The 26,617-nt window shown below is 58.6% G+C and carries 23 protein-coding genes and 1 pseudogene; 15 read left to right on the forward strand and 9 right to left on the reverse strand.

Going from position 1 to position 26,617, the window contains the following annotated elements; genetic code table 11:
- Positions 1 to 289 precede the first annotated feature (289 nt).
- The 3 genes and pseudogenes from H8F21_RS29965 to mqo form a co-directional block, all read left to right on the forward strand.
- Positions 290 to 373, forward strand: a pseudogene (locus H8F21_RS29965) (hypothetical protein); the annotation flags it as partial.
- A gap of 228 nt (positions 374 to 601) precedes the next feature.
- Positions 602 to 1,306, forward strand: a complete 705-nt coding sequence (locus tag H8F21_RS29970) for a methyl-accepting chemotaxis protein (protein WP_413243032.1) — start codon at positions 602 to 604, stop codon at positions 1,304 to 1,306.
- Between the two features lie 363 nt (positions 1,307 to 1,669).
- Positions 1,670 to 3,268: a malate dehydrogenase (quinone) gene (gene mqo, locus H8F21_RS09560; protein WP_203476761.1), complete on the forward strand. Its 1,599-nt coding sequence runs from the start codon at positions 1,670 to 1,672 to the stop codon at positions 3,266 to 3,268.
- A gap of 79 nt (positions 3,269 to 3,347) precedes the next feature.
- On the opposite strand, the gene H8F21_RS09565 is transcribed toward mqo, so the two are convergent.
- Both H8F21_RS09565 and H8F21_RS09570 read right to left on the reverse strand, forming a co-directional pair.
- The gene (locus tag H8F21_RS09565; RefSeq protein ID WP_203476758.1) at positions 3,348 to 3,722 is read right to left on the reverse strand and encodes a glycine zipper domain-containing protein; all 375 of its coding nucleotides are present in this window, start codon (positions 3,720 to 3,722) and stop codon (positions 3,348 to 3,350) included.
- Positions 3,723 to 3,860: 138 nt separating this feature from the next.
- Positions 3,861 to 4,082, reverse strand: coding sequence for a YgdI/YgdR family lipoprotein (locus H8F21_RS09570; RefSeq protein WP_203476757.1), 222 nt, complete (start codon positions 4,080 to 4,082; stop codon positions 3,861 to 3,863).
- 192 nt (positions 4,083 to 4,274) lie between these two features.
- On the opposite strand from H8F21_RS09570, the gene moaB reads away from it, so the two are divergent.
- On the forward strand, positions 4,275 to 4,814 hold the full coding sequence (moaB, locus tag H8F21_RS09575; RefSeq protein ID WP_203476756.1) for a molybdenum cofactor biosynthesis protein B: 540 nt from the start codon (positions 4,275 to 4,277) through the stop codon (positions 4,812 to 4,814).
- A 22-nt stretch (positions 4,815 to 4,836) separates the two neighbouring features.
- Positions 4,837 to 6,024 carry a molybdopterin molybdotransferase MoeA gene (locus H8F21_RS09580; protein WP_236042962.1) on the forward strand — a complete coding sequence of 396 codons (1,188 nt, stop codon included), beginning with the start codon at positions 4,837 to 4,839 and terminating at the stop codon, positions 6,022 to 6,024.
- Here H8F21_RS09580 and H8F21_RS09585 read toward each other — a convergent pair.
- Together H8F21_RS09585 and H8F21_RS09590 are read right to left on the reverse strand one after the other, a co-directional pair.
- A complete protein-coding gene (locus H8F21_RS09585; protein ID WP_203476754.1) occupies positions 5,996 to 7,243 on the reverse strand; it encodes a glycosyltransferase family 4 protein in 1,248 nt (415 codons plus the stop codon). The genes H8F21_RS09580 and H8F21_RS09585 overlap by 29 nt on opposite strands.
- Before the next feature lie 64 nt (positions 7,244 to 7,307).
- Positions 7,308 to 8,762 carry a mannose-1-phosphate guanylyltransferase/mannose-6-phosphate isomerase gene (locus tag H8F21_RS09590; protein ID WP_203476753.1) on the reverse strand — a complete coding sequence of 485 codons (1,455 nt, stop codon included), beginning with the start codon at positions 8,760 to 8,762 and terminating at the stop codon, positions 7,308 to 7,310.
- A gap of 276 nt (positions 8,763 to 9,038) precedes the next feature.
- On the opposite strand from H8F21_RS09590, the gene yegS reads away from it, so the two are divergent.
- Positions 9,039 to 9,938, forward strand: a complete 900-nt coding sequence (gene yegS, locus H8F21_RS09595; protein WP_203476752.1) for a lipid kinase YegS — start codon at positions 9,039 to 9,041, stop codon at positions 9,936 to 9,938.
- Here the strand turns inward: yegS and H8F21_RS09600 are convergent.
- The 3 genes from H8F21_RS09600 to H8F21_RS09610 form a co-directional block, all read right to left on the reverse strand.
- On the reverse strand, positions 9,922 to 10,581 hold the full coding sequence (locus H8F21_RS09600) for a response regulator (RefSeq protein ID WP_136475299.1): 660 nt from the start codon (positions 10,579 to 10,581) through the stop codon (positions 9,922 to 9,924). The genes yegS and H8F21_RS09600 overlap by 17 nt on opposite strands.
- On the reverse strand, positions 10,578 to 11,468 hold the full coding sequence (locus H8F21_RS09605; RefSeq protein WP_203584269.1) for a sensor histidine kinase: 891 nt from the start codon (positions 11,466 to 11,468) through the stop codon (positions 10,578 to 10,580). Before H8F21_RS09605 ends, H8F21_RS09600 begins: the two co-directional genes overlap by 4 nt.
- Positions 11,469 to 11,906: 438 nt before the next feature.
- Positions 11,907 to 12,404 (reverse strand): histidine kinase, encoded by a 498-nt coding sequence (locus H8F21_RS09610; protein WP_203476745.1) that lies wholly within the window; start codon positions 12,402 to 12,404, stop codon positions 11,907 to 11,909.
- 348 nt (positions 12,405 to 12,752) lie between these two features.
- On the opposite strand from H8F21_RS09610, the gene H8F21_RS09615 reads away from it, so the two are divergent.
- Positions 12,753 to 13,688: a chemotaxis protein CheV gene (locus tag H8F21_RS09615; protein ID WP_203543126.1), complete on the forward strand. Its 936-nt coding sequence runs from the start codon at positions 12,753 to 12,755 to the stop codon at positions 13,686 to 13,688.
- 45 nt (positions 13,689 to 13,733) lie between these two features.
- Positions 13,734 to 14,537: an MOSC domain-containing protein gene (locus H8F21_RS09620; RefSeq protein WP_203476741.1), complete on the forward strand. Its 804-nt coding sequence runs from the start codon at positions 13,734 to 13,736 to the stop codon at positions 14,535 to 14,537.
- Positions 14,538 to 14,617: 80 nt separating this feature from the next.
- Here the strand turns inward: H8F21_RS09620 and H8F21_RS09625 are convergent, their stop codons facing one another.
- Positions 14,618 to 16,546 carry a transglycosylase SLT domain-containing protein gene (locus tag H8F21_RS09625; RefSeq protein WP_203584270.1) on the reverse strand — a complete coding sequence of 643 codons (1,929 nt, stop codon included), beginning with the start codon at positions 16,544 to 16,546 and terminating at the stop codon, positions 14,618 to 14,620.
- A gap of 221 nt (positions 16,547 to 16,767) precedes the next feature.
- Between H8F21_RS09625 and H8F21_RS09630 the strand changes: the two genes are divergently transcribed.
- Positions 16,768 to 18,687 carry an ATP-binding cassette domain-containing protein gene (locus H8F21_RS09630; RefSeq protein WP_203584271.1) on the forward strand — a complete coding sequence of 640 codons (1,920 nt, stop codon included), beginning with the start codon at positions 16,768 to 16,770 and terminating at the stop codon, positions 18,685 to 18,687.
- Between the two features lie 39 nt (positions 18,688 to 18,726).
- Here the strand turns inward: H8F21_RS09630 and H8F21_RS09635 are convergent, their stop codons facing one another.
- Positions 18,727 to 19,167 carry a universal stress protein gene (locus H8F21_RS09635; protein WP_203476729.1) on the reverse strand — a complete coding sequence of 147 codons (441 nt, stop codon included), beginning with the start codon at positions 19,165 to 19,167 and terminating at the stop codon, positions 18,727 to 18,729.
- A 109-nt stretch (positions 19,168 to 19,276) separates the two neighbouring features.
- On the opposite strand from H8F21_RS09635, the gene H8F21_RS09640 reads away from it, so the two are divergent.
- The 6 genes from H8F21_RS09640 to topA all read left to right on the forward strand — a co-directional run bounded on the left by H8F21_RS09640 (position 19,277) and on the right by topA (position 26,605).
- On the forward strand, positions 19,277 to 19,714 hold the full coding sequence (locus H8F21_RS09640) for a hypothetical protein (protein WP_203476942.1): 438 nt from the start codon (positions 19,277 to 19,279) through the stop codon (positions 19,712 to 19,714).
- 220 nt (positions 19,715 to 19,934) lie between these two features.
- A complete protein-coding gene (locus H8F21_RS09645; RefSeq protein WP_203476728.1) occupies positions 19,935 to 20,210 on the forward strand; it encodes a hypothetical protein in 276 nt (91 codons plus the stop codon).
- Complete coding sequence (gene fadB / locus H8F21_RS09650; RefSeq protein WP_203543130.1) at positions 20,210 to 22,357, forward strand: fatty acid oxidation complex subunit alpha FadB; 2,148 nt, start codon at positions 20,210 to 20,212, stop codon at positions 22,355 to 22,357. Before H8F21_RS09645 ends, fadB begins: the two co-directional genes overlap by 1 nt.
- 29 nt (positions 22,358 to 22,386) lie before the next feature.
- Positions 22,387 to 23,562, forward strand: a complete 1,176-nt coding sequence (gene fadA / locus H8F21_RS09655) for an acetyl-CoA C-acyltransferase FadA (RefSeq protein ID WP_203476723.1) — start codon at positions 22,387 to 22,389, stop codon at positions 23,560 to 23,562.
- Positions 23,563 to 23,640: 78 nt separating this feature from the next.
- Positions 23,641 to 23,892, forward strand: a complete 252-nt coding sequence (locus H8F21_RS09660) for a DUF1653 domain-containing protein (RefSeq protein ID WP_203584272.1) — start codon at positions 23,641 to 23,643, stop codon at positions 23,890 to 23,892.
- Positions 23,893 to 23,992: 100 nt separating this feature from the next.
- Positions 23,993 to 26,605, forward strand: a complete 2,613-nt coding sequence (gene topA, locus H8F21_RS09665) for a type I DNA topoisomerase (protein WP_203476713.1) — start codon at positions 23,993 to 23,995, stop codon at positions 26,603 to 26,605.
- Positions 26,606 to 26,617: the final 12 nt, after the last annotated feature.

Consider the following 26,617-nt stretch of genomic DNA (forward strand, 5'->3'; position numbering starts at 1 on the left):
TAGCGACGCCACGCTCAAAGCGCGTGCCGAGCAACTCAAGCAAAGCCATCGACAGCTGGGTCAGGCCTACGCGCAGGGGCGCCAGGCGTTTTTGGCCGCAGGTGCCGACCCTGCGGTCGGGGATCAGGCGGTCAAAGGTGTGGATCGAGCGACCAGTGAGCAGATGAGCGAGCTGGTCAGCCAGTTGCGCAGCGATGCACAGGTTCGTGCCCAGGCCATCAATGCGTCTGCCCAACGTACTGTATGGCTGGGGCTGCTGGTGATGTTCGGCTCGGCGCTGGTGGTAGGGATGTGCAGCCTGTGGCTGATCAATCGCAGCCTGATCGAACCGATCCGGGCGCTGATCGAGTATGTCGCGCAACTGAGTCAGGGGCGTTTCGAGGCACGGGTAGCCAGTGATCGCCAGGATGAGCTGGGTCGCCTGGCGGTGGCCGCGAACACCTTGCGTGATTTTCTCGCCGAGACCATCGCTCGCCTGCAAAACAACGCCGGCGAGCTGGAAGCGGCCAGTGGCGACTTGCGCTCCATTGCCGGGAGCATGGCGCTAGGGACTGACGATCAGTTCCAGCGTACCGATCAGGTCGCCACGGCCATGCATGAAATGTCTGCCACTGCCCAGGAAGTTGCCCGTCACGCCGCACAAGCGGCGCGCGCCGCTGATGATGCCGATCACAGCGCCCAGGCGGGCGAGCAGGTGATGCAGGCCACCATCGACACGATTGCCGCAGTTAACCAGGAAATCGCCGGTACAGCGGCGGTGATTCGCCACCTGGAAACTGACAGCGCCCGGATCGGCAAGGTATTGGAGGTGATTCGCGCGATTGCCGAGCAAACCAATCTGCTGGCACTCAATGCCGCCATCGAGGCGGCGCGTGCGGGGGAAGCCGGGCGTGGTTTTGCCGTGGTCGCTGATGAGGTACGTAGTCTGGCTCAGCGTACTGCGGCGTCGATCGCCGAGATCAACCAGATTATCGGCGCGGTGCAGAACGGCGCCCTGGAGGCGGTCAAGGCTATCGAGAGCGGGCAGCAGCGCAGTGAAGAAGGTGCTGAGCAAGTTCAGCGCGCCGGGCAGATGCTGCAGCGTATTACCCAGGCGGTGGAGGCCATTCGCGACATGAATCGGCAGATTGCCACCGCCGCGGAAGAGCAGACCAGTGTGGCAGAAGACATCTCTCGCAACCTTGTGGAGATTACCCGCATCGCCACTGCCAATCAGCAGGCGGTACAGCACACCGAGAAGGCCGGGCAGCGTCTGCACGGCCTGTCAGGTCAGCTCGGCGAGGTCACCGCCCGTTTGAGTGCCTGATTGTCGGGGGAAATCCGCCACATAGCCGCTTCAGGGCTCGGTAATGTGGCGGATTGTCGCCAAAAAAACCGTTAAAGATGGGGTGCGACGACTCGTCCTAGCTATTAGCCGTTGGTCTTGCATGAGTTGGCCTGATTTGTGCTTAAAGGCGGCAGCAAGCTTCAATGTCAGTTCGTCCGAGTGACGACCGGTTCCGATCCATCGAAAAATCCCAGCCGACAACACATTGCCGCGTGTCCAGGCCGCTCGCCAGAGCGCCAGGCCTCGCTAAGCTTTGGTATGTGCGAGCGATAACAAGAATGTGGGCGTGCGCAACGGAATCAACGGTCATTGCCAATTACTCCACCTTCATTGGATTGAATTATGAAAAAAATCCTGCTGGCGCTCCTATGCCTGAGCGTCATTGGTTGCTCCAAACCCAGCGAGCCAGAAAAAACCGTCGATGTCCTGCTGATCGGCGGCGGCATCATGAGCGCAAGCCTGGGTACCTACCTCAATGAGCTGGAGCCCACCTGGTCGATCGACATCTATGAGCGTCTGGACAAGGTTGCCGAAGAAAGCTCCAACGCCTGGAACAACGCAGGTACCGGTCACTCCGCGTTCTGCGAGCTGAATTACACCAGTGAAGGCGCTGACGGCAAAATCGACATCAGCAAGGCGGTCGGGGTCAACGAGCAGTTCGAGATCTCCAAGCAGTTCTGGGCCTACCAGGTCGAGCAGAACGTATTGAGCAACCCCAAGTCGTTCATCAACAATGTGCCGCACATGAGCTTTGTCTGGGGCGACAAGAACGTCGAGTTCCTCAAGAAGCGTCATGAAGCCCTGCAGCACAGCTCGTTGTTCCGTGGCATGGAGTATTCCGAGGACCACGCCCAGATCCAGAAGTGGGTACCGATCGTGATGGAAGGCCGTGCTGCCGACCAAAAGATTGCCGCAACCCGCATGCCGATCGGCACCGACGTCAACTTTGGCGAAATTACCCGTCAATTGATCGCTTCGCTGACCAAGCACGACAACGTCAAGCTGCACGTGCAGCATGAAGTACGTGACATCGTCCGCAACGCGGACAACACCTGGACCGTGGTCGTCGCTGACCTGGCCAACAAGGGTGTAGAGCGTAGCGTCAAAGCCAAGTTCGTCTTTATCGGTGCCGGTGGTGGCGCCCTGAAGTTGCTGCAGAAGTCTGGTATTGCGGAAGCTGACGGTTATGCAGGCTTCCCGGTAGGTGGTCAGTTCTTGATGACCGACAACCAGGCTATCGTTGCCCGTCACAAAGCCAAACTGTATGGCAAGGCTTCGGTAGGTGCACCGCCGATGTCCGTTCCACATCTGGACACGCGTGTTATCGACGGTAAGGAAGTGTTGCTGTTCGGCCCGTTCGCAACCTTCTCGACCAAGTTCCTCAAGAACGGTTCGTTGCTGGACATGTTCGCTGCCTTGACTACGCACAACATCATGCCGATGACCCACGCCGGTATCGACAACATTGACCTGAGCACTTACCTGATGGGTCAATTGATGCTCAGCTTCGATGACCGTATGGAAGCACTGCGCGAGTACTTCCCGAACGCCAAGAACGACGACTGGAAGTTGCTGCAAGCTGGCCAGCGCGTTCAGGTCATCAAGAAAGACCCTGTGCACGGCGGCATCCTGCAATTCGGTACCGAAGTGGTTGCCTCCCAGGATGGCACTATCGCAGCGTTGCTCGGCGCATCGCCTGGCGCCTCGACTGCTGCACCGATCATGCTCAGCGTGTTGGAGAAGACCTTCAAGGATCGTATCAACACCCCTGAGTGGCAGGCCAAACTGAAGGAAATCGTTCCGACCTATGGCCAGAAGCTCAACAACAATCTTGAGCTGACTAACAAAACCCGTGAATGGAGCAGCTCGCGCTTGCAGTTGCTGTTCGTTCCGGTGCTGCCTGAAGAAACGGCTGCCGTTCAGGCAGAGCCTGCGCTGTAAGGTTTGTCTCGGTAGAAAAAAACAGCCCCCTATTCAGGGGGCTGTTTCGTTTCGGCGCTGGGTGTGTTTCAGCCTACGATCAATGACGCTTTTTGCGATGGTCATTGGCCAGGTTGTTGCCCAGGGCGCCACCAGCCGCGCCACCGAGGCCGGCGCCGATTGCCGAACCGGTGCTGCCGCCCAGCTTGCCGCCTACCAGCGAGCCGCCGGCAGAACCCAGGCCGCCACCGATGGCCGCCTTGGTCTTGTTGCCATTTTTTGCGCCCATGGCGCTGCCTGCGGCGCCACCGACACCGGCACCGATTGCGGCGCCGGTGCTGCCACCCAGTTGCTGGCCAACCACGTTGCCCAGTACACCGCCCAGGCCGCCACCTACGGCAGTCTGGCCATCACCAGCCATGGCGCCTTGAGCGCACAGCAGGCCAAGAGTCAGGGCGGCAAGAGTCTTACGCATGTGTTTCAACCTCTAAGTTCGAAAGGCGCGCATTCTGCTGGGCGCGGCAGTTGGGTGCAATGCTGGCCAGGGTAGATTGTTGCAATCGGGACACAAAAAAGCCCGCACAAGGCGGGCTCGTTGCAGCGCGCTAGGGCTTCAAAGATCTTTTACGGTACGAACCTGATCTTTGTTGATGCGCGTACGCTTGCCATCAAGTTGTTCGAATTCGTAGAAGCCCGAATCATCGTCATATTGCGGCGTGTCGACTGCCTGGATCTCGCGACCGTCGTTCAGGGTGATGACGGTTGGCGAAGCGCAACCCGCCAGAGTGCCTAGGCCGAGGGCGAGCAGAAATGCAGGAAGGGTCCGTTGAATCATTGTGTTTCTCCAGTAAAGGATGGTGCGTAATGTTCTTGAGACGCATGGTGCCGACGCAAGTTCCTTGCTCATTGCAGCATAGTCAGTGCGCACGGCTTTTGATTCACGGCAATCGAGAGTCGAGGGCGGGCGCGAGCCGGGCAGGGCTGTGATATAACAACGCCATACTCTCTATCAATGGATCAAGGCCCCATGAAAGCCAAGGCTGATGTACCTTTCGTGCCGCTGAATATTGCAGTGTTAACGGTCAGTGACACCCGTACCCTGGAAACCGACACCTCTGGCCAGGTGTTTGTTGATCGCCTGACCGAAGCCGGCCATGGCCTGGCGGCGCGTGTACTGCTTAAAGACGACTTGTACAAGATTCGTGCGCAGGTCGCGACCTGGATCGCCGATGAGCAGGTGCAGGTGGTGCTGATCACCGGCGGCACCGGTTTCACCGGCCGCGACAGCACGCCGGAAGCCGTTGCCTGCCTGCTGGACAAGCAAGTCGATGGCTTTGGTGAGCTGTTCCGGCATATCTCCATGGCAGACATCGGCACATCTACCGTTCAGTCCCGCGCCTTGGCCGGGCTGGCCAACGGTACGCTGGTCTGTTGCTTGCCGGGTTCGACCAATGCCGTGCGCACGGGCTGGGATGGCATCCTTGCCGAGCAGCTCGATGCTCGCCATCGTCCCTGCAATTTCGTACCTCATCTCAAGCAGGCCGAACCCTGCGTCAGTCGTGGTTGAGGTGCCTGTGAACAAGCCATTGATGCCGGTCGAAGATGCTTTGGCACGCTTGCTGGCACTGGCTGAAGCCGCCCCGATCGTCGAAACCGAACAGCTTGCGCTGGCGCAGGCCGAGGGGCGGGTGCTAGCCCGCGAACTGGTTGCGACCCTGGATCTGCCGCCTTGGCCAAACAGTGCCATGGACGGTTACGCGTTGCGGCACGCCGACTGGCAGGGCGAGCCTTTGCCTGTCAGTCAGCGAATCTTCGCAGGTCACGCCCCTGAGCCGTTGCTGCCGGGAACCTGCGCCCGGATATTTACCGGCGCGCCGGTTCCGCCTGGAGCCGACTGCGTCGAGATGCAGGAAAATGCCGAGGTCCTGGAGGATCAGCGGGTGCAATTCACCGCGCCGCTGCGCGTGGGTCAGAATATTCGCCCGCAAGGGCAGGAAACCCGTGCCGGAGAGTCGGTGCTGGCGGCGGGTACGCGCCTGGGGCCGATTGAGCTTGGGTTGGCCGCAACGCTTGGCTACGCCACCCTGCGTGTGGTGCGCAAGATCAAGGTCGCCGTGCTGTCCACCGGCGATGAGTTGGTCGAGCCGGGCTTGCCGCTTGGGCCAGGGCAGATCTACAACAGCAACCGGCGCCTGCTGGTCAGTTGGCTGCAGCGCCTGGGTTGCGAAGTGAGCGATGCAGGCATTCTTGCCGATGACCTGCAAAAGACCCGCGACTGTCTAAGCGGGTTGAGCGAAGTCGATTTGATTCTTTCTACCGGCGGGGTCTCGGTAGGCGAGGCGGATTACCTGGGCCTGGCCTTGCGCGAGGCTGGCGAGCTGGCGCTGTGGAAGTTGGCGATCAAGCCCGGAAAGCCGCTGACCTTTGGTCACTACAAAGGTGTACCGGTCATTGGATTGCCTGGCAATCCGGCCTCGACACTGGTGACTTTTGGCCTGCTGACCCGACCCTACCTGTTGCGCCGCCAGGGCGTGCAGGAGGTGATGCCGTTGCAGTTCGCGGTGCCCGCAGGTTTCGACTGGCCCAAGGCTGGCTCGCGTCGCGAATACCTGCGCGCGCGACTGGATCAGGGCCAAGCGCTGATCTACAAGAACCAGAGTTCTGGTGTTTTGCGCAGCGCAGCCTGGGCCGAGGGCCTTGTCGAGGTTCGCGAAGGCACTGCACCTGCCAAAGGCGACACCGTTCAGTTCATTCCCCTGAGTGAGTTGCTCGGCTGAGTGTGCTGGGTTGAGATAACACCGGTGCCCGCTGACTCAGGCGGGTATGCACGTTTTCCAGCTGGGCGGCGGCAATGCTCCAATCGTGACGGTCATTGACGAACTGGCGGGCAGCTTCAGACAGTTGACGCATGCGCCAAGGCTGATTGAGCAGCTGGGTAATGATCAAGGCCAACTGATCACTGTCGTCGCTGCCCAGATAGTGTTCGCCCTGCGTCACTTGCAGTCCGGATACCCCTTTGGCGGTGGTGACCACTGGCAGCCCTGCGGCCATCGCCTCGAGCACCTTGATTTTCGAGCCACCGCCATAGCGCAGGGGGGCGAAGAAAATCGCCGAATGGCGTTGCAGTTCGCGTAAGTCAGGCAGGTAGCCAATCCACTCGATGCGCGGGTCATTCCAGCGCGACTTCCAGCTGTCGGGCAGGGCATGTCCTACCACGGCCAGACGCACGGCGGGGTTGCTTTGCCACACTTGAGGGAGGATGTCTTCAAGCGCCCATTCGACGGCTTCGAGGCTGGCGTTGTATTCAAAGTTTCCGACAAACAAGAGTCGCTGGCTGTGCTGTGACGGGGAGATATCCTGGTAATGCGCGCAGTCGACGCCATTGATCACCAGCGAGGCGGGGTAGCCGGTCAGTCGACTGATATGGTCGACATCCCTGGGGCTGACTGCTACAACCTCATGCGCCTGGCTCAGTACACGACTTTCCCAGCGCCGGTAGCGCCAGCGGTCGAAGGCGTTGAATGGCCGCAACCATAACGGCAGGCGGTCATGACAGGCTGCGCCTGATACCGATTCAATGGTGTGTTCACTGAGGAGAAAGGGCAGTTGGCGGGCTTGCAGTGCTTTTTCAAATGGCTGGAAGCTGTAGCTGTGCTCAATGTGGATCACATCCCAGTGTTCCTCCAGCAGTTGCTCGAAACGATGCCGAAGGTGCGGCGCCAGGCCATTGACACTGGCGCGCACGGGATAGCCGGCGTAGACCGCTGCCAACAGGTTCAGTGGGCTGTGCAATGGCCGCCTGGGCAACACGATCAGGCGTTCGAGCAGGGGCTCGAGCGCTTGGCGGGCTGCCTCGCTGGGCGGGATCTTGGACTGCACCAGTAAGGTGATCTGGTGGCCCCGCTGCGCGAGACTGCGCAGCAGGTGGTATTGCCGGGTTTTGCCACCGCTGGTGGTAGGCCAGGGCAGATAAGGCAGTGTCCAAAGTACGCGCATGACCCCTTTCCTCTATACCCAGGCGGGTGACGGCATGCAGATAGGAATGGACGCGCCTTGGGTGTCAGTTGTTGGCAGACTCCGGGGCGCGTCCATAGATATCAGTAAAGCGCACGATGTCGTCTTCGCCCATATATTCGCCACTTTGTACTTCGATCATGACCAGGTCGATCACGCCCGGGTTGGTCAGGCGGTGTACGCGACCCGGTTTGATGAAGGTCGACTCATTGGTGTCGAGCAGGAACTCGTCCTCACCGTTGGTCACGCAAGCCATGCCGCTGACCACGATCCAGTGTTCGCTGCGATGGTGGTGCATCTGCAGTGACAGCGACTCTTGCGGGCGCACCACGATGCGCTTGATCTTGAAGCGCGGGCCTTCTTCCAGCACGGTATACATGCCCCATGGGCGGTTCACTGTGCGATGCAGGCGATAAGCATCATGACCTTGGTGCTTGAGCTGCTGGGCGATCACTTTGACTTCCTGGCTGCGTGAAGCATCGGCGATCAGCAGGGCATCAGGAGTATCGATCACAATCAGATTGTCGAGGCCAACGGCGCCGACCAGTCGGCGTGGCGAATCGATGTAGCAGTTGGTTACGTCATGCAGCACGGTCTCGCCGTTGCAGTGGTTGCCGTTGTGGTCGGCTTCCTTGAGCCCGCGTACCGCCTCCCAGCAACCGATGTCGCTCCAACCAAGGTCGGCAGGCAGCACGGCGACCTGACTTGAAGTTTCCATGACTGCATAGTCGATGGAAATGTCCGGTACTTTTTCGAAGGTCTGCGGGTCAAGTTCCAACTGCAATTCGTCTTTGCCCTGTTTGCGCGGGCTTTGTTGCAAGCAGTGATGGACGCTGGCGAGCAGATCGGGAACATGGCGGTCAAGCTCGGCCAGAATCGCGTCCACACGCATGCAGAACATGCCGGCATTCCACAGGTGTTGGCCGCCATCCAGATAGCCTTGGGCTGTGACCACATCAGGTTTCTCGACAAAACATTCGACTTTGTAGCCCTGACCATTCAAGGCCTGGCCTTTTTCGATGTAGCCAAAACCGGTTTCGGCGTGACCCGGCACCAGGCCGAATGTGGTCAGCCAGCCTTCGCGAGCCAGGGTGCGAGCTTCGGCGACAGCGCGTTCAAACGCTGGGAGATCACTGATCAAGTGGTCAGCCGGCAGTATCAGCAACTGCGCGCTTTCACCGTACAACTCGGCGCAATGCAGGGCTGCGGCGGCAATTGCAGGGGCGGTGTTACGGCCGAACGGCTCGAGGATAAAGTCGAGTGCGATGCCGCTATGGTTCAGTTGGCGGTATTCATCCTGGGTGCGGAAATAGACTTCCCGATTGGTCACTGTCAAAACCCGTTCGACGTCCGGCAGGGCGCTGGCGCGAGCGAAAGTTTTTTGCAGCAGGCTCTGGCCGTCGGGCAAGCGCATAAAGGGCTTGGGCATGGTTTCGCGGGAAACAGGCCAAAGTCGAGTGCCGGCGCCGCCGGCGATGATGCAAGGGATTAGAACGCTCATTTCACAGCCTTGTGTCAGAGCACTGAGACTACAGTGCATTAAAGGGAATCCGGACCTGGCAGGCGCTCACTTAAATTGTCAATAAAATGACTTTTAGTATCGGCATCTTCCGTGAAGGCCAAATATTTGTCGAATGATGCACCCAGGCGCGCGCTGTTTCAATGATATTTGTGTGAATGCTCGGCAAATATCTCGGAAAAAGCGCGATGAAATTGCAGTAAACAGGTTGGCTATAAGGTCCAGATAGTGGGTTTTCTTTCGTGGGGATTAGGCGAAATGGCGCAGAAAAAAGCGTTGTTGATTTTGCATGGCAAACAGGCTTTGAACGAACAGGTGCGTGCCGCCGTCGGTGCTACGCGTGAACGTGGCTGGCCACTGGATGTGCGTTTGACATGGGAGGCCGGTGATGCCGCCCGCTGCGTCAAGGAGGCGCTGGCAGCGGGTTACAGTCATGTAGTTGCCGGCGGTGGCGATGGCACGCTGCGCGATGTCGCCGAAGCCATGGCACGATCCCAGGGGCAGGCAAGCCTTGTGCTGCTGCCATTGGGGACGGCCAATGACTTTGCCCGTGCAGCGGGAATCCCGCTGGAGCCCGAGCAGGCCCTGGCGCTGTTGGATGCCCCGGCGCGGGCCATCGATCTGGGCCAGGTGGGACAGCAGATATTTCTCAACATGGCCACCGGCGGCTTTGGCAGCCAGGTGACCGCCAATACCTCCGAAGACCTGAAAAAGGTGCTGGGCGCGGCAGCGTACCTGTTTACCGGCTTGTCGCGCTTCAGTGAGCTCAGTGCGGCTACCGTGGAGCTGCACGGGCCGCAATTTCAGTGGCAAGGCGAGTTGTTGGCGCTGGGCATCGGCAACGGTCGTCAAGCCGGTGGTGGGCACGTGTTGTGTCCGCAGGCACAGGTCGACGACGGGCTGCTGGATGTCAGTATTTTGCCCGCGCCGCAGGAAATGGTAGGTACTTTGCGCAGTCTGCTCAGCGATGGGCTGGGATTGGATAACCTGTTCGTGCGCGCGCGCTTGCCGTGGGTTGAAATAAAGAGTTCGCAAGGCTTGGATATCAATCTCGATGGCGAGCCGCTCCAGGGAGACAGCTTGCGTTTTGAAGTGCTGGCAGGCGCGTTGCGGGTGCACTTGCCGCCTGACTCGCCATTACTCAGTCATCAAGGCTGATGATTCGCTCGCGCACTGCAAACAGCACCAGGCCGGCTACATCATAGATATGCAAGCGTTTCATGATCTGGGATCGATGGGTTTCCACGGTCTTAATACTCAAGCCCAGCCCGTGGGCAATTTCCCGAGTTGATTTGCCGCGCACAATCAAGCGCAAAATTTCCAATTGACGGGCCGTGAGGTTGTGATTTTCCGACATCTGCGGCTTGGGTTTGTGCGTGCGTGACAAGGCCCGATTGATCACCGTATGGGCAATCGCCGGGCTCAAGTAGCGCTCATTGTTACGCAGCGCTGCCAGGGCTTGTTCGAGTTCGGTGGCGGTGGTGTCTTTGAGTAGATAGCCGTGGGCGCCGCTTTCCAGGGCCTGCATGATCAGTTCGGGGTCTGTGTGCATCGACAGAATCAGGACCTTGCTGCGGCAGCCATTGGCGCGCAGTTGGGTCAAGGCATCGAGGCCATTGGTGGTGCGCATGGAAATATCCAGCAGGATGATGTCTGGGTCCAGGTGCAGTACCAACTCAGCCACCTGGTTGCCATCATTGCCTTCGCCCACCACCGTATAACCAGGGAGATAAGACACCAAGGCGCGAACGCCTGCACGGATCAGCGAGTGGTCATCTATCAGCAACAACTTACAGGTCATGGGGCACTACTTGTGTCGGCGCGTTCGAGGGTGCGGGGCGGCCAGGGGAACAGGGCGTCGATGCGGGTACCTTTACCGGGCTGGCTGCTGACAGTCAGCGTGCCGTCAAGAAGCGCCGCGCGTTCGTACATGCCGGCCATGCCGCGCTGCCCTTCATCTGCGGGGTTGCTGGCTGGCAGAAAGCCGTGCCCGTCGTCACGGATCGACAGCGCAAGGCCCGCCGGCTGGCGTTCGATGCAAATGATCAAGTTGCGAGCGTCAGCATGGCGAAGAATATTGGTGACGGCTTCCTGGGTGATACGGAAGGCGGCAATGGCCATCTCTTCGGGAATTCCGCCAAGACGCTGGCGGCATTCAAGGCTCCAATGCAGGCTGGTGTTTTCCAGGGTGCGCACCAGGTGGGCGCGTAAACTGGCCTCCAGCCCAAGGCTGGACAACTGGCGAGGATTGAGGGTGGCGCAGACGTCGCGCATGTTATCCAAAGTGTCATCCAGTGTGCTGCGCAAGGTGCTGCAGTGCTCCTGCAGCGCGCCGGGTGCGAGGCGCTGCAGCAAGTCGGCCTGAAGCTTGGCGGCGGTCAGCAGCTGGCCGATATCATCATGCAGCTCTCGGCTTATGCGCTGGCGCTCACTCTCCTGAACTTTGAGCAGACGGTCAGCGAGTTCGGCAGGGCGCATGGCAATTGAACGTGCCCATTGGTGAAGGTGCCAACCGATGCTCAGCATGGCAGCAAGGTGCAGCAGGATAACGGCAAGCGGCATTGGCAGCGTGTAAATATACAGGACCAGGTTGGCGGCGATCGAGGTGAGGCACAAGACAGTGGTGAGTCCGCGCAGAAGGGCGGCTCCGGGGGGCCAGAACTTGGATCGATTTAGGCTTGAGAGCATAGAAAAATGAAGCCATTGAAATATCGCGGTAGAAAGCCGTGCAAGTAGCAAGCTAGAGACGTTTTGGCAGTGCCTTCAATATCGTTGAATGTCGGCAGCAAACGGCCTGGATAAATACTTGCGCCAAGTGACTTAGTCATCTAAGGCGTGTCCGACCTGGGGGTATCTGGTCGTCTTTGGCGCGCATGGTATCACTTCAAGTGTAAATGGTCGCGAACTCTCGGGACTGTCACAATCGTCAGGTTTTACGGGCTGATGCCCGGATTTCTCAGGGGCTTGATCCTAGCATTTGGCCACTACTTTATTAGCCGAAAATTTTGCCCGTAGAACTAAAGTCATACTTGTCAAAGTGGCTGCGGCAATGGGTCGGTCTGTGCGTAAAGTTCAAGGCTAATATGCTCTCCGGGCGCGTCGACTGGCCAGGGGCGGTCATGCTTTTTAGTTGTCCGTACTTGGGTGCCTAATTGTCGGATGAAGCAGGTGCGACGGATGGTCGCAAGGGGTTTGGCTGGCGCTGCAGGATTCGCAGGCCGGCACTGGGTTCAGCGCGGCGGCAAGGTTATCCAGCAATGTAACTTGTTCATCGGTATCCAGCCCCAGGCGACCGGTGCAAGGATCCACCAACTCCAATTGCCAGGCCAGAAGGGTCAGGCACTCGGTGAGAGCGGGCAGGGCGCCTCCTGGCAGTTGCGCTGGATTCTGGGCTGTTTCCAGCAAATGCTGAAGTTGTCTGCAGTAGCTGGCCACTTCTACCAACCCCAGGCGTTGAGCGCGGTTGACCAGCGATGCCAGTGTGTCGCTCAAGCAATGACAGGCATCCGGATCGTTGTCGATCAGTTCTAGATGCTGCAAGCACTCCTGGGCTTGGGTCAGCAGCACTTGAGCATCCACCAGGAACTCCTGGAGCGCGCCGCTGTTCAGTGATTCGTTGGCCATCATTTGGCTCCAGCGCAAAGGGCTGGAGCAGGGGCTGGCCACAATGAGGCGATCGCTGACAAAAGCCTGACTCCGTTCATGCAATGAGAATGGCGTCACATTAATGGCTATTGGATATCGCGAACATCAGGTCCCGCCCGATTGCTACTAGGGGATTCCCTGATGGTGCGACTTGTATGCGACCTTTTGCGAAGGATAGCGACAGGAGGGGCGCTCAGCAGTAAAGCATGATGTTAAAATGACATCAATGCTTGGCGAAGCATTTTCGCCAGGGGGTCAAGATGAGTTCGATCCGGCCGATACAGAGCCATTGGATTCGTTTATTGAAACACGCCTGGGGGTTCTTAAATGGCTGGCATTCTCGACACTGTAGACCAAAGAACGCAGTTGGTAGGTGAGAACCGCCTGGAAATTCTGATGTTCCGCCTGGCTGGCCGGCAGCTGTTCGCGATCAACGTTTTCAAGGTTCAGGAGGTGCTGCAAATGCCCAAGCTGACCTTGATGCCACAACGCCACGCCTATGTTTGTGGCGTGGTTAACCTGCGCGGGCAGACGCTGCCGGTAATCGACCTGTCCCAGGCTATCGGCATGCGAGCGCTGGAGCCGGGGCCGGGCAGCACAATTATCGTTACCGAGTACAATCGTTCGGTTCAGGCATTTTTGGTAGGTGGGGTCGACCGGATCGTCAACATGAACTGGGAGGCGATTATGCCGCCACCTAGCAGCGCCGGTCGCCAGCATTACTTGACGGCCATCAGCAAGGTTGATGAGCAGTTGGTAGAAATCATCGACGTGGAAAAAGTCCTGGCCGAAATTGTGCCTTACAGTGCCAAGGTTTCACGCGACAAACTCCAGGACCCCGTACTGGCTCGAGCCCGTGGCCGTGAGGTGCTATTGGTGGATGACTCCACGGTAGCGCTGGCGCAACTGCGCGATACGTTGTCGCAGTTGGGGGTGAAAATGCACATTGCCACGGATGGTCTGAAAGCGCTGCGCATGCTCAAGGGCTGGGCGGATGCAGGAGAGGACGTTTGTGAAAAGCTGTTGATGATTTTCACCGATGCCGAGATGCCGGAAATGGACGGTTATCGCCTGACCACCGAGATTCGAAATGACGCTCGCTTGCGCCCGCTTCATGTGGTGTTGCATACCTCGCTGTCGGGTAGCTTCAACGAATCGATGGTGAAAAAGGTCGGCTGTGACAACTTTCTATCCAAGTTCCAGCCCGACAAATTGGTCGATGTTGTGCGTCAGCGCCTGATGCTGGATGAAGCCACGGCCTGAGTCGGTATAAGCTTGGGCTTTGAACCGGCAGAAGGAAGGTCGTCGATGCAATTGAGTGCGCTTTACCGTTACCCGCTTAAGTCCGCGCGCGGCCAAGCGCTGCAATCGTCTTCGCTGGGACTGCTGGGATTGAATGGTGATCGTCGCTGGATGCTGGTAGAGCGTGGCAATGGTCGCTTCCTGACGCAGCGCGCGTATCCGCAGATGAGTCAGTTGACGGCCTTGTATAGCGATGATGGCCACCTCACTCTTCAAGCGCCGGGGCGATCGGCGCTGTCTGTGCCGGTGCCGCAGGCTGACAGTGACCTGCGCGGCGTGACGATCTGGCGCGACACCTTCCGTGTGCCGGATGCCGGGGACGAGGCAGGTCAATGGCTGAGCGAATTCATTGGCAAGGACATCCGCCTGGTCCATGTACCTGAGGAGCGCGCTCGTTTTTTGCCTGGCGGTTATGGTGATAACACCGACCGAGTGGCCTTCGCCGATGGCTTTCCTTTGCTGCTTATCGGTCAATCCTCTCTGGATGATCTGATCCAGAAGGTCGGTCGGCCGCTGGAGATGGCGCGTTTTCGTCCCAACCTGGTGGTTGAGGGGGCACAGGCTTTTGCCGAGGATGGTTGGAAGCGAATCCGTGTCGGTGACATGGAGTTTCGCGTACTCAAGCCCTGTGAACGCTGCATCATGACCACCATTGATCCGCAGACAGGCGAGCGCAGCGCCGACCGCGAACCGCTGACCACACTCAAGACCTATCGGCAAAAAGAAGGGGATGTGCTATTCGGTCAGAACCTGGTGGCCGATGGCAGCGGTACGCTTGAGGTGGGGATGCCGGTGACGGTACTTGAATAGTAGCCGGTAGAGGGCGCCTGTATAACGCCGGTACCGTTGACCGGCGTTATACAGGGCAGTGCACTGCGAAAAAATCGAGCTTACTGATCGTCAAAATACCGCTCATGCCAATCCACCAGCGGCTGTGGCGAGTTGAGCTTTTGGCCGTAGATTACCGAGTAGGACAGTACGTTCTGCACGTATTGGCGAGTCTCATCGAACGGAATCGATTCTACCCACACATCGAAGCTCAGGTGATCGGCGCCACGCAGCCATTGCCGCACTCGACCTGGCCCCGCGTTGTAGGCGGCTGAAGCCAGGACCCGGTTACCGTTGAATTGGCTGTGCACCTGGCTCAGGTAAGCCGCGCCAAGCTGGATGTTTTTGTCCGGATTGAACACCTGGGCGGGTGAAGCCAGGGGGATTCTGAACTTGCGTGCGGTTTCCTTGGCGGTAGCGGGCATCAATTGCATCAGGCCGCTGGCGCCAACGCTGGAGCGGGCGTCCTCCATGAACGCACTTTCCTGGCGAGTGATGGCGAACACCCAGCTCGAATGCAGGCCACGCACCTTGGCTTCACGCACCAGCGTGTCGCGGTGGGCCATTGGGAAGCGAATGTCCAGGTCATCCCAGTACTTGGCCTGGCTGATGGTGCGAATCGCCGGGAAGTACCAGCGCATATCGTAGGCCAGGCGCGCTTGAGCCACCATTTCGTCGCGGTTGAAGTGGCGACTGACGTGATACCACTCACGTCGACCATCAACGATCTGGCCACGCGCATGGAACTCCAAGGCACGACGGATCCCCGGTGTGTTGCGAACCTTGTCCATCAAAGCCTTGCTCAGCACCAGGGGTTTGTTGTTGAGCTGGTAAGGGGTTTTTGCTCGGTCGGCGGCCAGGAAACCATAGAAGTCACGCTCCCGGGCAACAGTTTTGTACAGCATGGGAATCTGCGTGTTCTGTGGCTGCGCCAGTTCAAGGCTGCGCGCTTGCCAGTAACGCCAGCGGTTGCTTGAGGCGAGATCCTGCGGCAGGCGCTTGGTTAACTCGTAGGTATCTTCCCAGCGTCCCAGGCGCAACAGCAGGCGTAGGCGCCACTCGGTAACGGTGTTGTCGCGCAGCTCAGGGTCGTAGCGGGTCATCAGGTCCAGAGCCCGCGGGTCGTAGCGGCGGGCCAGGGTCAGGCCGATTTCACGGGCGATGGCGACTTTTTCGTCGCGCGAGAAGTGCATGCGGCTGGCGTAGTCATCCAGCAGGCTCATGGCGCGCTGCGGGTCTTGGCGCGCGAGGCGACGCAAGCCGAGGCTGACTACATCCGACATGGCGTCGTTGACGGGTGCGAAGCGACTCGGTTGGTTCAGCAGTTGTGGTTTCTGTGCCACCTCCACCAGCAGGCGGCCCTGTGGTGCCAGGGTGGGCAGGGTTTTGGTCAGGCTGTTGGCCAGTGCATAGTTGCGGGCCTGGGCTGCAAGTTTGGTGCGCTCCCAGCGTTTTTGCTCACTGAGCTGACCTTCGGCTGCCCAGCGCTCGAACAGGGCATCACAAGCGGCAGGCTGGGATTTTCCTACCAACCAGAGTTTTTCTGCGCTGGCGTAGCCCTCGGCGCGCTGGCCTTGGATCAATTGGCGCTGGCCATTGAGGCAGTCGAGTTCAGTGAAGTTGAGTTTCGGGTCGTAGTAACGGCTGAAGGTTTCCCATTCGCCACGCTCAGCCAGCCAGCGCAACCAGCGCAGTTTCATCCAGTTGGCCTGGGGCAGGTCGCCATGGGCGGCGAGGAATTTTTCAATCTCGGCGTTACTGGCGGTTTTCAGTCGTGCGGTCAGTTCGTCGTAGGCCAGATAGGGCGTCAGCGGATAATCACTCAACGCCTTGGCATAGCGCAGGTAGGGCCCTTTGTCGCCCTTGGCCAGGGCGCGCTTGGCCTCGTCATAATACTGGCGCTGCACGGTGATGTCGGTGGCCTGGGCGACGCTGGCTGCGGAGGCCGAGAGAAGCAGGCAGGAAACTAGATTTAACAGGCGGCTGCGCATGAGACTTCCGGGCAGTTTGACCATGAAAAGTGACGGCGAAGCCAGCACTGTTGGGGTTACGTTGCCTAAGCTTAGCCGTTTGCCGTAGGCGGATGAAAGCATTGTGCTTGTATCGAGTTGTAATCAGACGGTCTGTCGTCGGATCTGTAAGCGCACGTGCCTGCTTAATGTGAACCAGGCTCAAGTCGGGTAGAATACGCGCCCGGTTTTTGGAGAAGATCATGACCCTGCTCAAATTAAGCGATGTGTCCCTTGCGTTCGGCGCCATGCCGTTGTTGGACAAGGTGTCGTGGCAGATCGCCCGTGGTGAGCGGGTGTGCATTATCGGCCGCAACGGCACTGGCAAGTCGAGCATGCTGCGCCTGGTCAAGGGCGATCAGAAGCCTGACGACGGCGATGTCTGGCGCGCCCCCGGCCTGAAGATTGGCGAATTGCCGCAAGAGCTGCCGGTGGCAGACGGCCGCACGGTATTCGACGTAGTGGCCGAAGGCCTCGACGGTGTCGGTGCGTTGCTGGCTGAGTATCACCATCTGAGCCAGAACATCCACAACGATGCCGATCTGGAAAAACTCATGCACGTCCAGCACGATCTGGAAGCGCGTGATGGCTGGCGCCTGCAGCAGTTGGTGGACAGCACCCTGAGCCGCTTGCAGCTGCCGGCCGACAAAACCCTGGCCGAGCTGTCCGGCGGCTGGCGTCGTCGCGTGCTACTGGCCCAGGCCCTGGTGTCCGAGCCTGATCTGCTGCTGCTCGACGAACCAACCAACCACCTGGACATCGGCGCAATTGCCTGGCTTGAAGAGGCACTGAATGGCTTTGGTGGTGCGGTACTGTTCATTACCCACGACCGTTCTTTCCTGCAGAACCTGGCTACGCGCATTCTTGAGCTGGATCGCGGCGGCTTGATTGACTGGAATGGCGACTACGCCAGCTTCCTGGTGCACAAAGAAGCTTCACTGGCCGCTGAAGAAACGGCCAACGCCCTGTTCGACAAGAAGCTTGCTCAGGAAGAAGTATGGATTCGCCAGGGCATCAAGGCCCGTCGCACCCGTAACGAAGGTCGTGTTCGTGCTCTGAAGGCACTGCGTGTAGAGCGCAGCGAACGTCGTGAGCGTACGGGCAAGGCGAACATCCTGCTCGATGTTGCGGAAAAGTCCGGCAAGCAGGTCATGGTGCTGGAGAACGTCAGCTTCGCCCACCCAGGTGGCCCGCAGTTGGTCAAGGACTTCTCCATGGTCCTGCAGCGTGAAGACCGTATCGGTCTGCTCGGCGCCAACGGTACCGGCAAAACCACTTTGCTCAAGCTGATGCTAGGTGATCTTGAGCCTACCGGCGGCAAGGTTGAATCCGGTACCCGTCTTGAGGTGGCTTATTTCGATCAGTTGCGCCACCAACTGGACCTGGAAAAAACCGTAATCGACAACCTGTCCGAAGGTCGCGATTTTATCGAGATCGATGGTCAAAACCGTCACGTCTTGAGCTACCTCGGCGATTTCCTGTTCAGTCCACAGCGTGCCCGTACCCCGGTCAAGGCGCTTTCCGGAGGCGAGCGCGCGCGCTTGCTGCTCGCCAAGCTGTTCAGTAAGCCAGCCAACTTGCTGGTACTCGACGAACCGACCAACGACCTGGACGTAGAAACCCTCGAATTGCTCGAAGAAGTGTTGTCGGCGTTCAAGGGAACCGTACTGATGGTCAGCCACGACCGAGCCTTCCTCGACAACGTGGTCACCAGCACGCTGGTCTTCGAAGGTGAGGGCAAGGTGCGCGAATACGTCGGCGGCTATCAGGACTGGATTCGCCAGGGTGGTTCGCCGAAGTTACTGGGTGTCAGCGAAAGCAAGTCCGGCAAGTCGGAGCTCAACACTGCTGTGGTAGAGGCGGTGGCACCGGAACCGGCGCCAACCGCTGCTGCCGAAGCACCGAAAAAGAAGCTCAGCTACAAACTGCAGCGCGAGCTCGAAGCCTTGCCCGGTCAGATCGACGCGCTGGAGCAGAAGATGGCGGCAGTGCAGGAAGAAATTTCCAGCCCGTCCTTCTATCAGCGTCCAATCGACCAGACCACCGCCGTACTGGCTCAATTGGAGCAGTTGCAGGCAGAGCTGGACGTGTTGGTAGAACGCTGGGCAGAGCTCGACAGCTAAGAAGCAGAGCCTGGCGCAGTTTGCGCCAGGCTTCCCGCGTTACGAGGTTTTCATCAGACGTACAGCGAGCACATCGCAAGGTGCACCGTGCAGTACGTCGTTGGCAGTGGAGCCGAGCAGCAGCGCCAGGCCGTGACGGCCATGGCTGCCCACCACGATCAGGTCGCAGTTCTGGTCTTTGGCCAGTTGGTGGATTTCCTGGCGAGGTTGGCCATAAGTCAGGTGCGAGTCGCCGCGGTTGATGTCCGGATACTTGTTGAACAGGCGGTCCATGCGCTCTTTGGCCTGGTCGAACTGTTGTTGTTGCAGTTGTGACAGATCCATCGGTACATCGCCACCAAAGGCCATGGCCATTGGTTCCACAATATGCACCAGAGAGACCTTGGCACCTGTCGGCTCGGCGAGTTTCATGGCGCGCTTGATGACCGGGTCACATTCTTCGGTCAGGTCGACGGCAACCAGTATGTGTTCGTAGGGCATGAGAAGCTCTCCTGACAGTCGCAATAGTTCAAGTATGGTCGGTTTCAGGCTGATCGCTTAGAACCTCGGCTAACCAGCTCATTTGCAAAGCTTTATGGGAACAACAGATATGACGGTCTGGGTGGTGGTGTCAATCCTTGCGCTGATTTTGAGTCCGTTGGCCTGGCTGCGTCCTTCGCGCAATCAGAGCGGGCGGATGGCGCTGCGCATGGAAGCCCGGCGCATGGGATTGAATATGCAATTGACGCAGCAGCAGTGGCCTCATTGGCTGCCCAAGGAGCCGCCAAGCCCCTGTGCGCAGTACGTGCGGCCGCGCCGTCAGGGCAGGGTAGACAGCTGGAGCTACTGGCAAACTGCGCCCGGTACCTGGCTTAATCAATGGCGAGAACCGTGCGCCGATGCTGTGCTTAATGAGCATTTTTCCCGTTTGCCTGACAATGTCTACAAGGTCGAAGCCGGCCCGCAAATGATTTCCCTGTACTGGGGAGAACACGGCGAAACGGCTGTATTGCAGGATATTGCTGCAGTATTGAAAGCGCTCGCCTGACCGCGCGCAATAAAAAGCCCGATGTACGCATCGGGCGGGCGGGCCAGGCAGGCCGGTTGTAAGTGTTGATTCCCACCTAGTGTAGCGGGCTTGCCGCTTTCTGCTTTTTCTCTGTGCTTGTTGATTGCACCCGAATGCGTGGACAGCGCGTTTGTGCGTGTAAGCCTTTGACCACTATCGCTGGTATGAATACGGCTCGATCACCGAGGTCGGTGTTTGCATGCGCCGAAAGAAAAATGACCGCAAAGTCGCGTTTTCACGCCGCTTTTGGGTATTTGACAACGGCGTTCTTTTCGTTGAATGTGTGCATACCCAAATCAAACGGGCGTATGAATTGAGCGTTTGTATTGTCAGAAGGCTCTTACAGAATCCCGACTATCGCGCTGACGGGTGTGCCTGGCGCAAGGATTCGGCAAACACCGGCCAACGGCCCGCCGAGTCTTTCACCAGCGATTGGCGTGTACAGTTCAGCTTCCATATCGTGGAGATCAGTTGATGATTTACGAAGGTAAAGCCATCACGGTTAAGGCTCTTGAAAGCGGCATCGTCGAACTGAAGTTCGACCTCAAGGGTGAGTCCGTCAACAAGTTCAACCGTCTAACCCTGAACGAATTGCGTCAGGCCGTAGACACCATCAAGGCCGATGCATCGATCAAGGGCGTCATTGTCAGCAGTGGCAAGGACGTTTTCATCGTCGGCGCGGATATCACCGAGTTTGTCGATAACTTCAAGCTGCCCGAGGCCGAACTGGTCGCCGGCAACCTGGAAGCAAACCGCATTTTCAGCGACTTCGAAGACCTGGCCGTCCCGACCGTTGTGGCCATCAATGGCATTGCCCTGGGTGGCGGTCTGGAAATGTGCCTGGCAGCCGACTATCGCGTGATGTCCAGCAACGCCAAGATCGGCTTGCCGGAAGTCAAACTGGGTATCTACCCAGGTTTTGGCGGTACTGTTCGCCTGCCGCGCATTATTGGTGCCGACAACGCTATCGAGTGGATTGCCGCTGGCAAGGAAAACCGTGCTGAAGACGCCCTGAAAGTCGGCGCCGTCGATGCCGTGGTTGCGCCCGAGCTGCTGCAGGCTGCGGCCCTCGACCTGATCAAGCGCGCCATCAGTGGCGAGTTCGATTACAAGGCCAAGCGTCAGCCAAAGCTTGAAAAAATCAAGCTCAACGCCATTGAGCAGATGATGTCTTTCGAAACCGCCAAAGGTTTCGTTGCTGGCCAGGCTGGGCCGAACTACCCGGCGCCGGTCGAAGCGATCAAGAGCATCCAGAAGGCGGCCAACTTCGGGCGTGACAAAGCGCTGGAAGTTGAAGCTGCAGGTTTTGCCAAACTGGCCAAGACCTCGGTTGCAGAAAGCCTGATCGGCCTGTTCCTCAACGACCAGGAGCTCAAGCGCAAGGCCAAGGCTCATGACGAAATCGCTCACGACGTGAAGCAGGCTGCCGTACTCGGTGCCGGTATCATGGGTGGCGGTATTGCCTACCAGTCCGCGGTCAAGGGCACGCCAATCCTGATGAAGGATATCAACGAGGCTGCCATCCAGCTGGGCTTGAACGAAGCGTCCAAGCTGCTCGGCAAGCGCGTTGAAAAAGGCCGTCTGACCCCGGCGAAAATGGCCGAAGCGCTCAATGCGATCCGTCCGACCCTGTCGTATGGCGATTTCGCCAACGTCGACATCGTCGTCGAGGCCGTGGTCGAGAACCCGAAGGTCAAGCAAGCAGTACTGGCCGAAGTGGAAGGCCAGGTGAAGGAAGATGCCATCCTGGCTTCCAACACCTCGACCATCTCCATCAACCTGCTGGCCAAGGCGCTCAAACGTCCAGAGAACTTTGTCGGCATGCACTTCTTCAACCCGGTACACATGATGCCGCTGGTTGAGGTTATTCGTGGCGAGAAGTCCAGCGACGTGGCAGTTGCCACCACCGTTGCCTACGCCAAGAAAATGGGCAAGAACCCCATCGTGGTCAATGACTGCCCAGGCTTTTTGGTCAATCGCGTGCTGTTCCCGTACTTCGGTGGTTTCGCCCGCCTGGTCAGCGCCGGTGTCGATTTCGTACGCATCGACAAGATCATGGAGAAATTCGGCTGGCCGATGGGCCCTGCCTACCTGATGGACGTAGTCGGCATCGACACCGGTCACCACGGCCGTGACGTAATGGCCGAAGGCTTCCCAGACCGCATGAAGGACGACCGTCGCTCGGCGATCGATGCGCTTTACGAAGCCAACCGCCTTGGCCAGAAAAATGGCAAGGGCTTCTACGCCTACGAAACCGACAAGCGCGGCAAGCCGAAGAAAGTTGCCGACGCGGCTGTACTCGAAGTGCTCAAGCCAATCGTCTACGAGCAGCGTGAAGTCACCGACGAAGACATCATCAACTGGATGATGATCCCGTTGTGCCTGGAAACGGTTCGTTGCCTGGAAGACGGAATTGTCGAAACGGCGGCCGAAGCCGACATGGGTCTGGTCTACGGCATCGGTTTCCCTCCGTTCCGTGGTGGTGCACTGCGCTACATCGATTCGATCGGCGTAGCAGAGTTCGTTGCCCTGGCAGACAAGTACGCCGATCTGGGTCCGCTGTATCACCCCACCGCGAAGCTGCGTGAAATGGCCAAGAACGGTCAGAGCTTCTTCGGTTAAGCGCCCAACGATAGAGAGCGAGAGAATATATGAGCTTGAATCCAAGAGACGTGGTGATTGTCGACTTCGGTCGCACACCAATGGGCCGCTCCAAGGGTGGCATGCACCGCAACACTCGTGCCGAGGACATGTCCGCGCACCTGATCAGCAAAGTGCTGGAGCGCAACACCAAGGTTGATCCGAGCGAAGTCGAAGACGTGATCTGGGGCTGCGTCAACCAGACCCTGGAGCAGGGCTGGAACATCGCCCGCATGGCCTCGTTGATGACCCAGATCCCGCACACTGCCGCGGGCCAGACTGTCAGTCGTCTGTGCGGTTCGTCGATGAGCGCCCTGCACACTGCAGCACAGGCGATCATGACCGGTAACGGTGACGTTTTCGTCGTCGGTGGCGTCGAGCATATGGGCCACGTCAGCATGATGCATGGTGTCGACCCGAACCCCCACATGTCGCTGTACGCCGCCAAGGCCTCGGGCATGATGGGCCTGACCGCGGAAATGCTCGGCAAGATGCACGGTATTACCCGTGAGCAGCAGGACCTGTTCGGCCTGCGTTCGCACCAGCTCGCCCACAAGGCAACGGTCGAAGGCAAGTTCAAGGATGAAATCATCCCGATGCAGGGCTATGACGAAAATGGCTTCCTCAAAGTCTTCGACTACGATGAAACCATTCGCCCGGATACCACGCTGGAAAGTCTGGCGGCACTGAAGCCGGCATTCAATCCAAAAGGCGGTACCGTGACTGCCGGTACTTCATCGCAGATCACCGACGGTGCTTCGTGCATGATCGTGATGTCGGCCCAGCGTGCCCAGGACCTCGGAATCCAGCCGCTGGCTGTTATCCGTTCCATGGCAGTGGCCGGTGTCGATCCTGCGATCATGGGCTACGGTCCGGTTCCGGCGACCAAAAAAGCGCTCAAGCGTGCGGGCCTGAGCATCGCTGATATCGACTTCTTCGAGCTCAACGAAGCCTTCGCTGCACAGGCACTTCCGGTGCTGAAAGATCTGAAAGTGCTCGACAAGATGGATGAGAAGGTTAACCTGCACGGCGGCGCGATCGCTCTGGGTCATCCTTTCGGTTGCTCTGGTGCGCGGATTTCCGGCACTCTGCTTAACGTCATGAAGCAGAATGGCGGGACCTTCGGCGTTTCGACCATGTGCGTCGGTCTGGGTCAAGGCATCACTACCGTCTTCGAACGCGTTTAAGCGTTTCGCGGGTGGAAACCGGGGCCTGGTGCCCCGGTTTTTGTTTTTTGCGGTATTTTTTTCAAGAGGGTGAGCAACATGCAGATACAACCAGGCGTATACCGGCATTACAAGGGGCCTGAGTATCGTGTGTTCGGCACAGCGCGCCATTCCGAAACCGAGGAGTGGGTCGTGTTCTACCAAGCCCTGTACGGCGAATTCGGCCTTTGGGTTCGGCCACTTTCCATGTTTAAGGGGTCGGTCGAGGTTGACGGCGAGCATGTGCCGCGCTTTGCTTTGGTCACGGCTGAAAAGGATCTGTTTTCTCGCTCCGATGCCGAGGGTGGCTAGCGCCTCGCGCTTGACCTCACTCTGTTGCCACTATATATAGCGGTGCCGCGTCAGGTACCTGCCGTGTTTTTATTTTCAGTATTCAGGAATTTTCCGATCCATGGGCAAATCGCTGGTCATTGTGGAATCCCCGGCTAAGGCCAAGACCATCAACAAGTACCTGGGTAGCCAGTACGTGGTGAAGTCGAGTATCGGCCATATCCGAGACCTGCCCACCAGCGGTTCGGCCAGCGCCAGCAAAGAGCCTGCCGCCAAGCGTGGCAAGGCCGCAGCGGGTGAGGCTCCGGCGCTGTCGCCAAAAGAAAAGGCGCGCAAGCAGCTGGTCGCACGCATGGGGGTTGATCCGGACCACGGCTGGAAAGCCAAGTACGAGATCCTTCCAGGCAAGGAAAAGGTCATCGAAGAACTGCGTCGCCTGGCCAAGGATGCCGACACCATCTATCTCGCAACCGACTTGGATCGCGAGGGGGAAGCCATTGCCTGGCACCTGCGCGAAGCCATCGGTGGTGACGACAGCCGCTACAAGCGCGTGGTGTTCAACGAAATTACCAAAAAAGCCATTCAGGAAGCGTTCTCGCAGCCGGGTGAGCTGGATATCGATCGGGTCAACGCCCAGCAGGCCCGTCGTTTCCTCGATCGCGTAGTGGGCTATATGGTTTCGCCACTGTTGTGGCAGAAAATCGCCCGTGGTCTGTCAGCCGGCCGCGTACAGTCGGTAGCGGTAAAGCTGGTGGTCGAGCGCGAGCGCGAAATCCGTGCCTTCATTCCTGAAGAGTACTGGGAAGTGCATGCCGACCTGGGCACCGCCAAGGATGCCAAGGTTCGTTTCGAAGTTGCGCGCGAGAAGGGCGAGGCTTTCAAGCCGCTCAACGAAGCCCAGGCAATGGCGGCATTGGAGAAGCTCAAGGCTTCCAGCTACAGCGTCGCCAAGCGTGAAGACCGACCTACCAGCAGCAAGCCGTCTGCTCCGTTCATCACCTCCACCCTGCAGCAGGCGGCGAGTAATCGCCTGGGCTTCGGGGTGAAGAAGACCATGATGATGGCCCAGCGTCTGTACGAAGCTGGCTACATCACTTATATGCGTACCGACTCGACCAACCTTTCTGCCGACGCGGTGGAAATGGCGCGTAGCTACATCGAAAGCGAATTTGGCAAGAAGTACCTGCCAGAAGCGCCGATTGTCTACAGCAGCAAAGAGGGTGCCCAGGAGGCGCACGAAGCGATTCGTCCTTCCGACGTCAACACCCACCCATCCAAGCTCACGGGTATGGAACGTGACGCCGAGCGTCTCTACGAGCTGATCTGGCGTCAGTTCCTGGCTTGCCAGATGCCACCGGCGCAGTACCTCTCGACTACCGTCAGCGTTATGGCTGGTGATTTCGAGCTGCGCGCCAAGGGCCGTATCCTCAAGTTCGACGGTTACACCCGCGTGCTGCCACAGCAGACCAAGCCGGGCGATGATGACGTGCTGCCTGAGATGAATCAGGGTGAAGTGCTCAAGCTTATCCAGCTTGATCCAAGCCAGCACTTCACCAAGCCGCCTGCGCGTTTCTCCGAAGCCAGCCTGGTCAAGGAAATGGAAAAGCGTGGTATCGGCCGTCCTTCCACCTACGCGGCGATCATCTCGACCATTCAGGATCGTGGCTACGTCACCTTGCATAACCGCCGATTCTATTCCGAGAAGATGGGCGACATCGTCACCGAGCGCCTGTCCGAAAGCTTCTCGAACCTGATGGACTACGGTTTTACCGCCGGTATGGAAGAAAACCTCGATGACGTGGCTCAGGGTGAGCGCGACTGGAAGAATGTGCTGGATGAGTTCTACGGCGACTTCAGCAACAAGCTCAAGCTCGCCGAAGATGCTGAAAAGGGCATGCGTGCCAATCAGCCGACGCTGACCAATATCCCCTGCAAGGATTGCGGTCGTCCGATGATGATTCGCACGGCTTCCACTGGCGTGTTCCTCGGTTGCTCGGGGTATAGCCTGCCGCCTAAAGAGCGTTGCAAGGCTACCGTCAACCTGGTCCCGGGTGATGAAATCGCTGCTGATGACGAGGGCGAGTCCGAGTCGCGGGTGTTGCTCAACAAGCACCGCTGCCCGATCTGCTCCACCGCGATGGATGCGTATCTGCTCGACGAGAAGCACAAGCTGCATATCTGCGGTAACAACCCCGATTGCACCGGCTACGAGATCGAAGAGGGTAGCTACCGTATCAAAGGCTACGAAGGTCCAAGCCTTGAGTGCGACAAGTGCGGCAGTGAAATGCAGCTCAAGACCGGCCGCTTTGGCAAGTTCTTCGGCTGCACCAACGCTGAATGCAAAAATACCCGTAAGCTGCTCAAGAGCGGTGAAGCGGCGCCGCCGAAGATGGATGCGGTGAAGATGCCGGAGCTCAAGTGCGAAAAGGTCAATGACACTTACGTGCTGCGTGACGGTGCTTCGGGGCTGTTCCTGGCTGCCAGCCAGTTCCCGAAAAACCGTGAGACCCGTGCACCGCTGGTGATCGAGATCATTCCACACAAGGACGAAATCGATCCGAAGTATCACTTCCTCTGCGAAGCGCCAAAGAAAGACCCTGACGGACGCCCAGCGGTAATTCGCTACAGCCGCAAGACCAAGGAGCAGTACGTGCAGACCGAGGTTGAAGGTAAACCTACGGGCTGGCGTGCGTTCTACGACGGCAAGGCCTGGAAGGTCGAAGACAAGCGCTGATCAATCGTTATT

The sequence above is a fragment of the Pseudomonas arcuscaelestis genome, assembly GCF_016881005.1.
Lineage (GTDB): Bacteria > Pseudomonadota > Gammaproteobacteria > Pseudomonadales > Pseudomonadaceae > Aquipseudomonas > Aquipseudomonas arcuscaelestis.

Excerpts from the sequence above, each read along its gene's own strand:
- H8F21_RS29970 (WP_413243032.1), top strand. The coding sequence starts at position 602 with ATGTCTGCCACTGCCCAGGAAGTTGCCCGTCACGCCGCACAAGCGGCG.
- mqo (WP_203476761.1), top strand. The coding sequence starts at position 1,670 with ATGAAAAAAATCCTGCTGGCGCTCCTATGCCTGAGCGTCATTGGTTGC.
- H8F21_RS09565 (WP_203476758.1), bottom strand. The coding sequence starts at position 3,722 with ATGCGTAAGACTCTTGCCGCCCTGACTCTTGGCCTGCTGTGCGCTCAA.
- H8F21_RS09570 (WP_203476757.1), bottom strand. The coding sequence starts at position 4,082 with ATGATTCAACGGACCCTTCCTGCATTTCTGCTCGCCCTCGGCCTAGGC.
- moaB (WP_203476756.1), top strand. The coding sequence starts at position 4,275 with ATGAAAGCCAAGGCTGATGTACCTTTCGTGCCGCTGAATATTGCAGTG.
- H8F21_RS09580 (WP_236042962.1), top strand. The coding sequence starts at position 4,837 with ATGCCGGTCGAAGATGCTTTGGCACGCTTGCTGGCACTGGCTGAAGCC.
- H8F21_RS09585 (WP_203476754.1), bottom strand. The coding sequence starts at position 7,243 with ATGCGCGTACTTTGGACACTGCCTTATCTGCCCTGGCCTACCACCAGC.
- H8F21_RS09590 (WP_203476753.1), bottom strand. The coding sequence starts at position 8,762 with ATGAGCGTTCTAATCCCTTGCATCATCGCCGGCGGCGCCGGCACTCGA.
- yegS (WP_203476752.1), top strand. The coding sequence starts at position 9,039 with ATGGCGCAGAAAAAAGCGTTGTTGATTTTGCATGGCAAACAGGCTTTG.
- H8F21_RS09600 (WP_136475299.1), bottom strand. The coding sequence starts at position 10,581 with ATGACCTGTAAGTTGTTGCTGATAGATGACCACTCGCTGATCCGTGCA.
- H8F21_RS09605 (WP_203584269.1), bottom strand. The coding sequence starts at position 11,468 with ATGCTCTCAAGCCTAAATCGATCCAAGTTCTGGCCCCCCGGAGCCGCC.
- H8F21_RS09610 (WP_203476745.1), bottom strand. The coding sequence starts at position 12,404 with ATGGCCAACGAATCACTGAACAGCGGCGCGCTCCAGGAGTTCCTGGTG.
- H8F21_RS09615 (WP_203543126.1), top strand. The coding sequence starts at position 12,753 with ATGGCTGGCATTCTCGACACTGTAGACCAAAGAACGCAGTTGGTAGGT.
- H8F21_RS09620 (WP_203476741.1), top strand. The coding sequence starts at position 13,734 with ATGCAATTGAGTGCGCTTTACCGTTACCCGCTTAAGTCCGCGCGCGGC.
- H8F21_RS09625 (WP_203584270.1), bottom strand. The coding sequence starts at position 16,546 with ATGCGCAGCCGCCTGTTAAATCTAGTTTCCTGCCTGCTTCTCTCGGCC.
- H8F21_RS09630 (WP_203584271.1), top strand. The coding sequence starts at position 16,768 with ATGACCCTGCTCAAATTAAGCGATGTGTCCCTTGCGTTCGGCGCCATG.
- H8F21_RS09635 (WP_203476729.1), bottom strand. The coding sequence starts at position 19,167 with ATGCCCTACGAACACATACTGGTTGCCGTCGACCTGACCGAAGAATGT.
- H8F21_RS09640 (WP_203476942.1), top strand. The coding sequence starts at position 19,277 with ATGACGGTCTGGGTGGTGGTGTCAATCCTTGCGCTGATTTTGAGTCCG.
- H8F21_RS09645 (WP_203476728.1), top strand. The coding sequence starts at position 19,935 with ATGCGCCGAAAGAAAAATGACCGCAAAGTCGCGTTTTCACGCCGCTTT.
- fadB (WP_203543130.1), top strand. The coding sequence starts at position 20,210 with ATGATTTACGAAGGTAAAGCCATCACGGTTAAGGCTCTTGAAAGCGGC.
- fadA (WP_203476723.1), top strand. The coding sequence starts at position 22,387 with ATGAGCTTGAATCCAAGAGACGTGGTGATTGTCGACTTCGGTCGCACA.
- H8F21_RS09660 (WP_203584272.1), top strand. The coding sequence starts at position 23,641 with ATGCAGATACAACCAGGCGTATACCGGCATTACAAGGGGCCTGAGTAT.
- topA (WP_203476713.1), top strand. The coding sequence starts at position 23,993 with ATGGGCAAATCGCTGGTCATTGTGGAATCCCCGGCTAAGGCCAAGACC.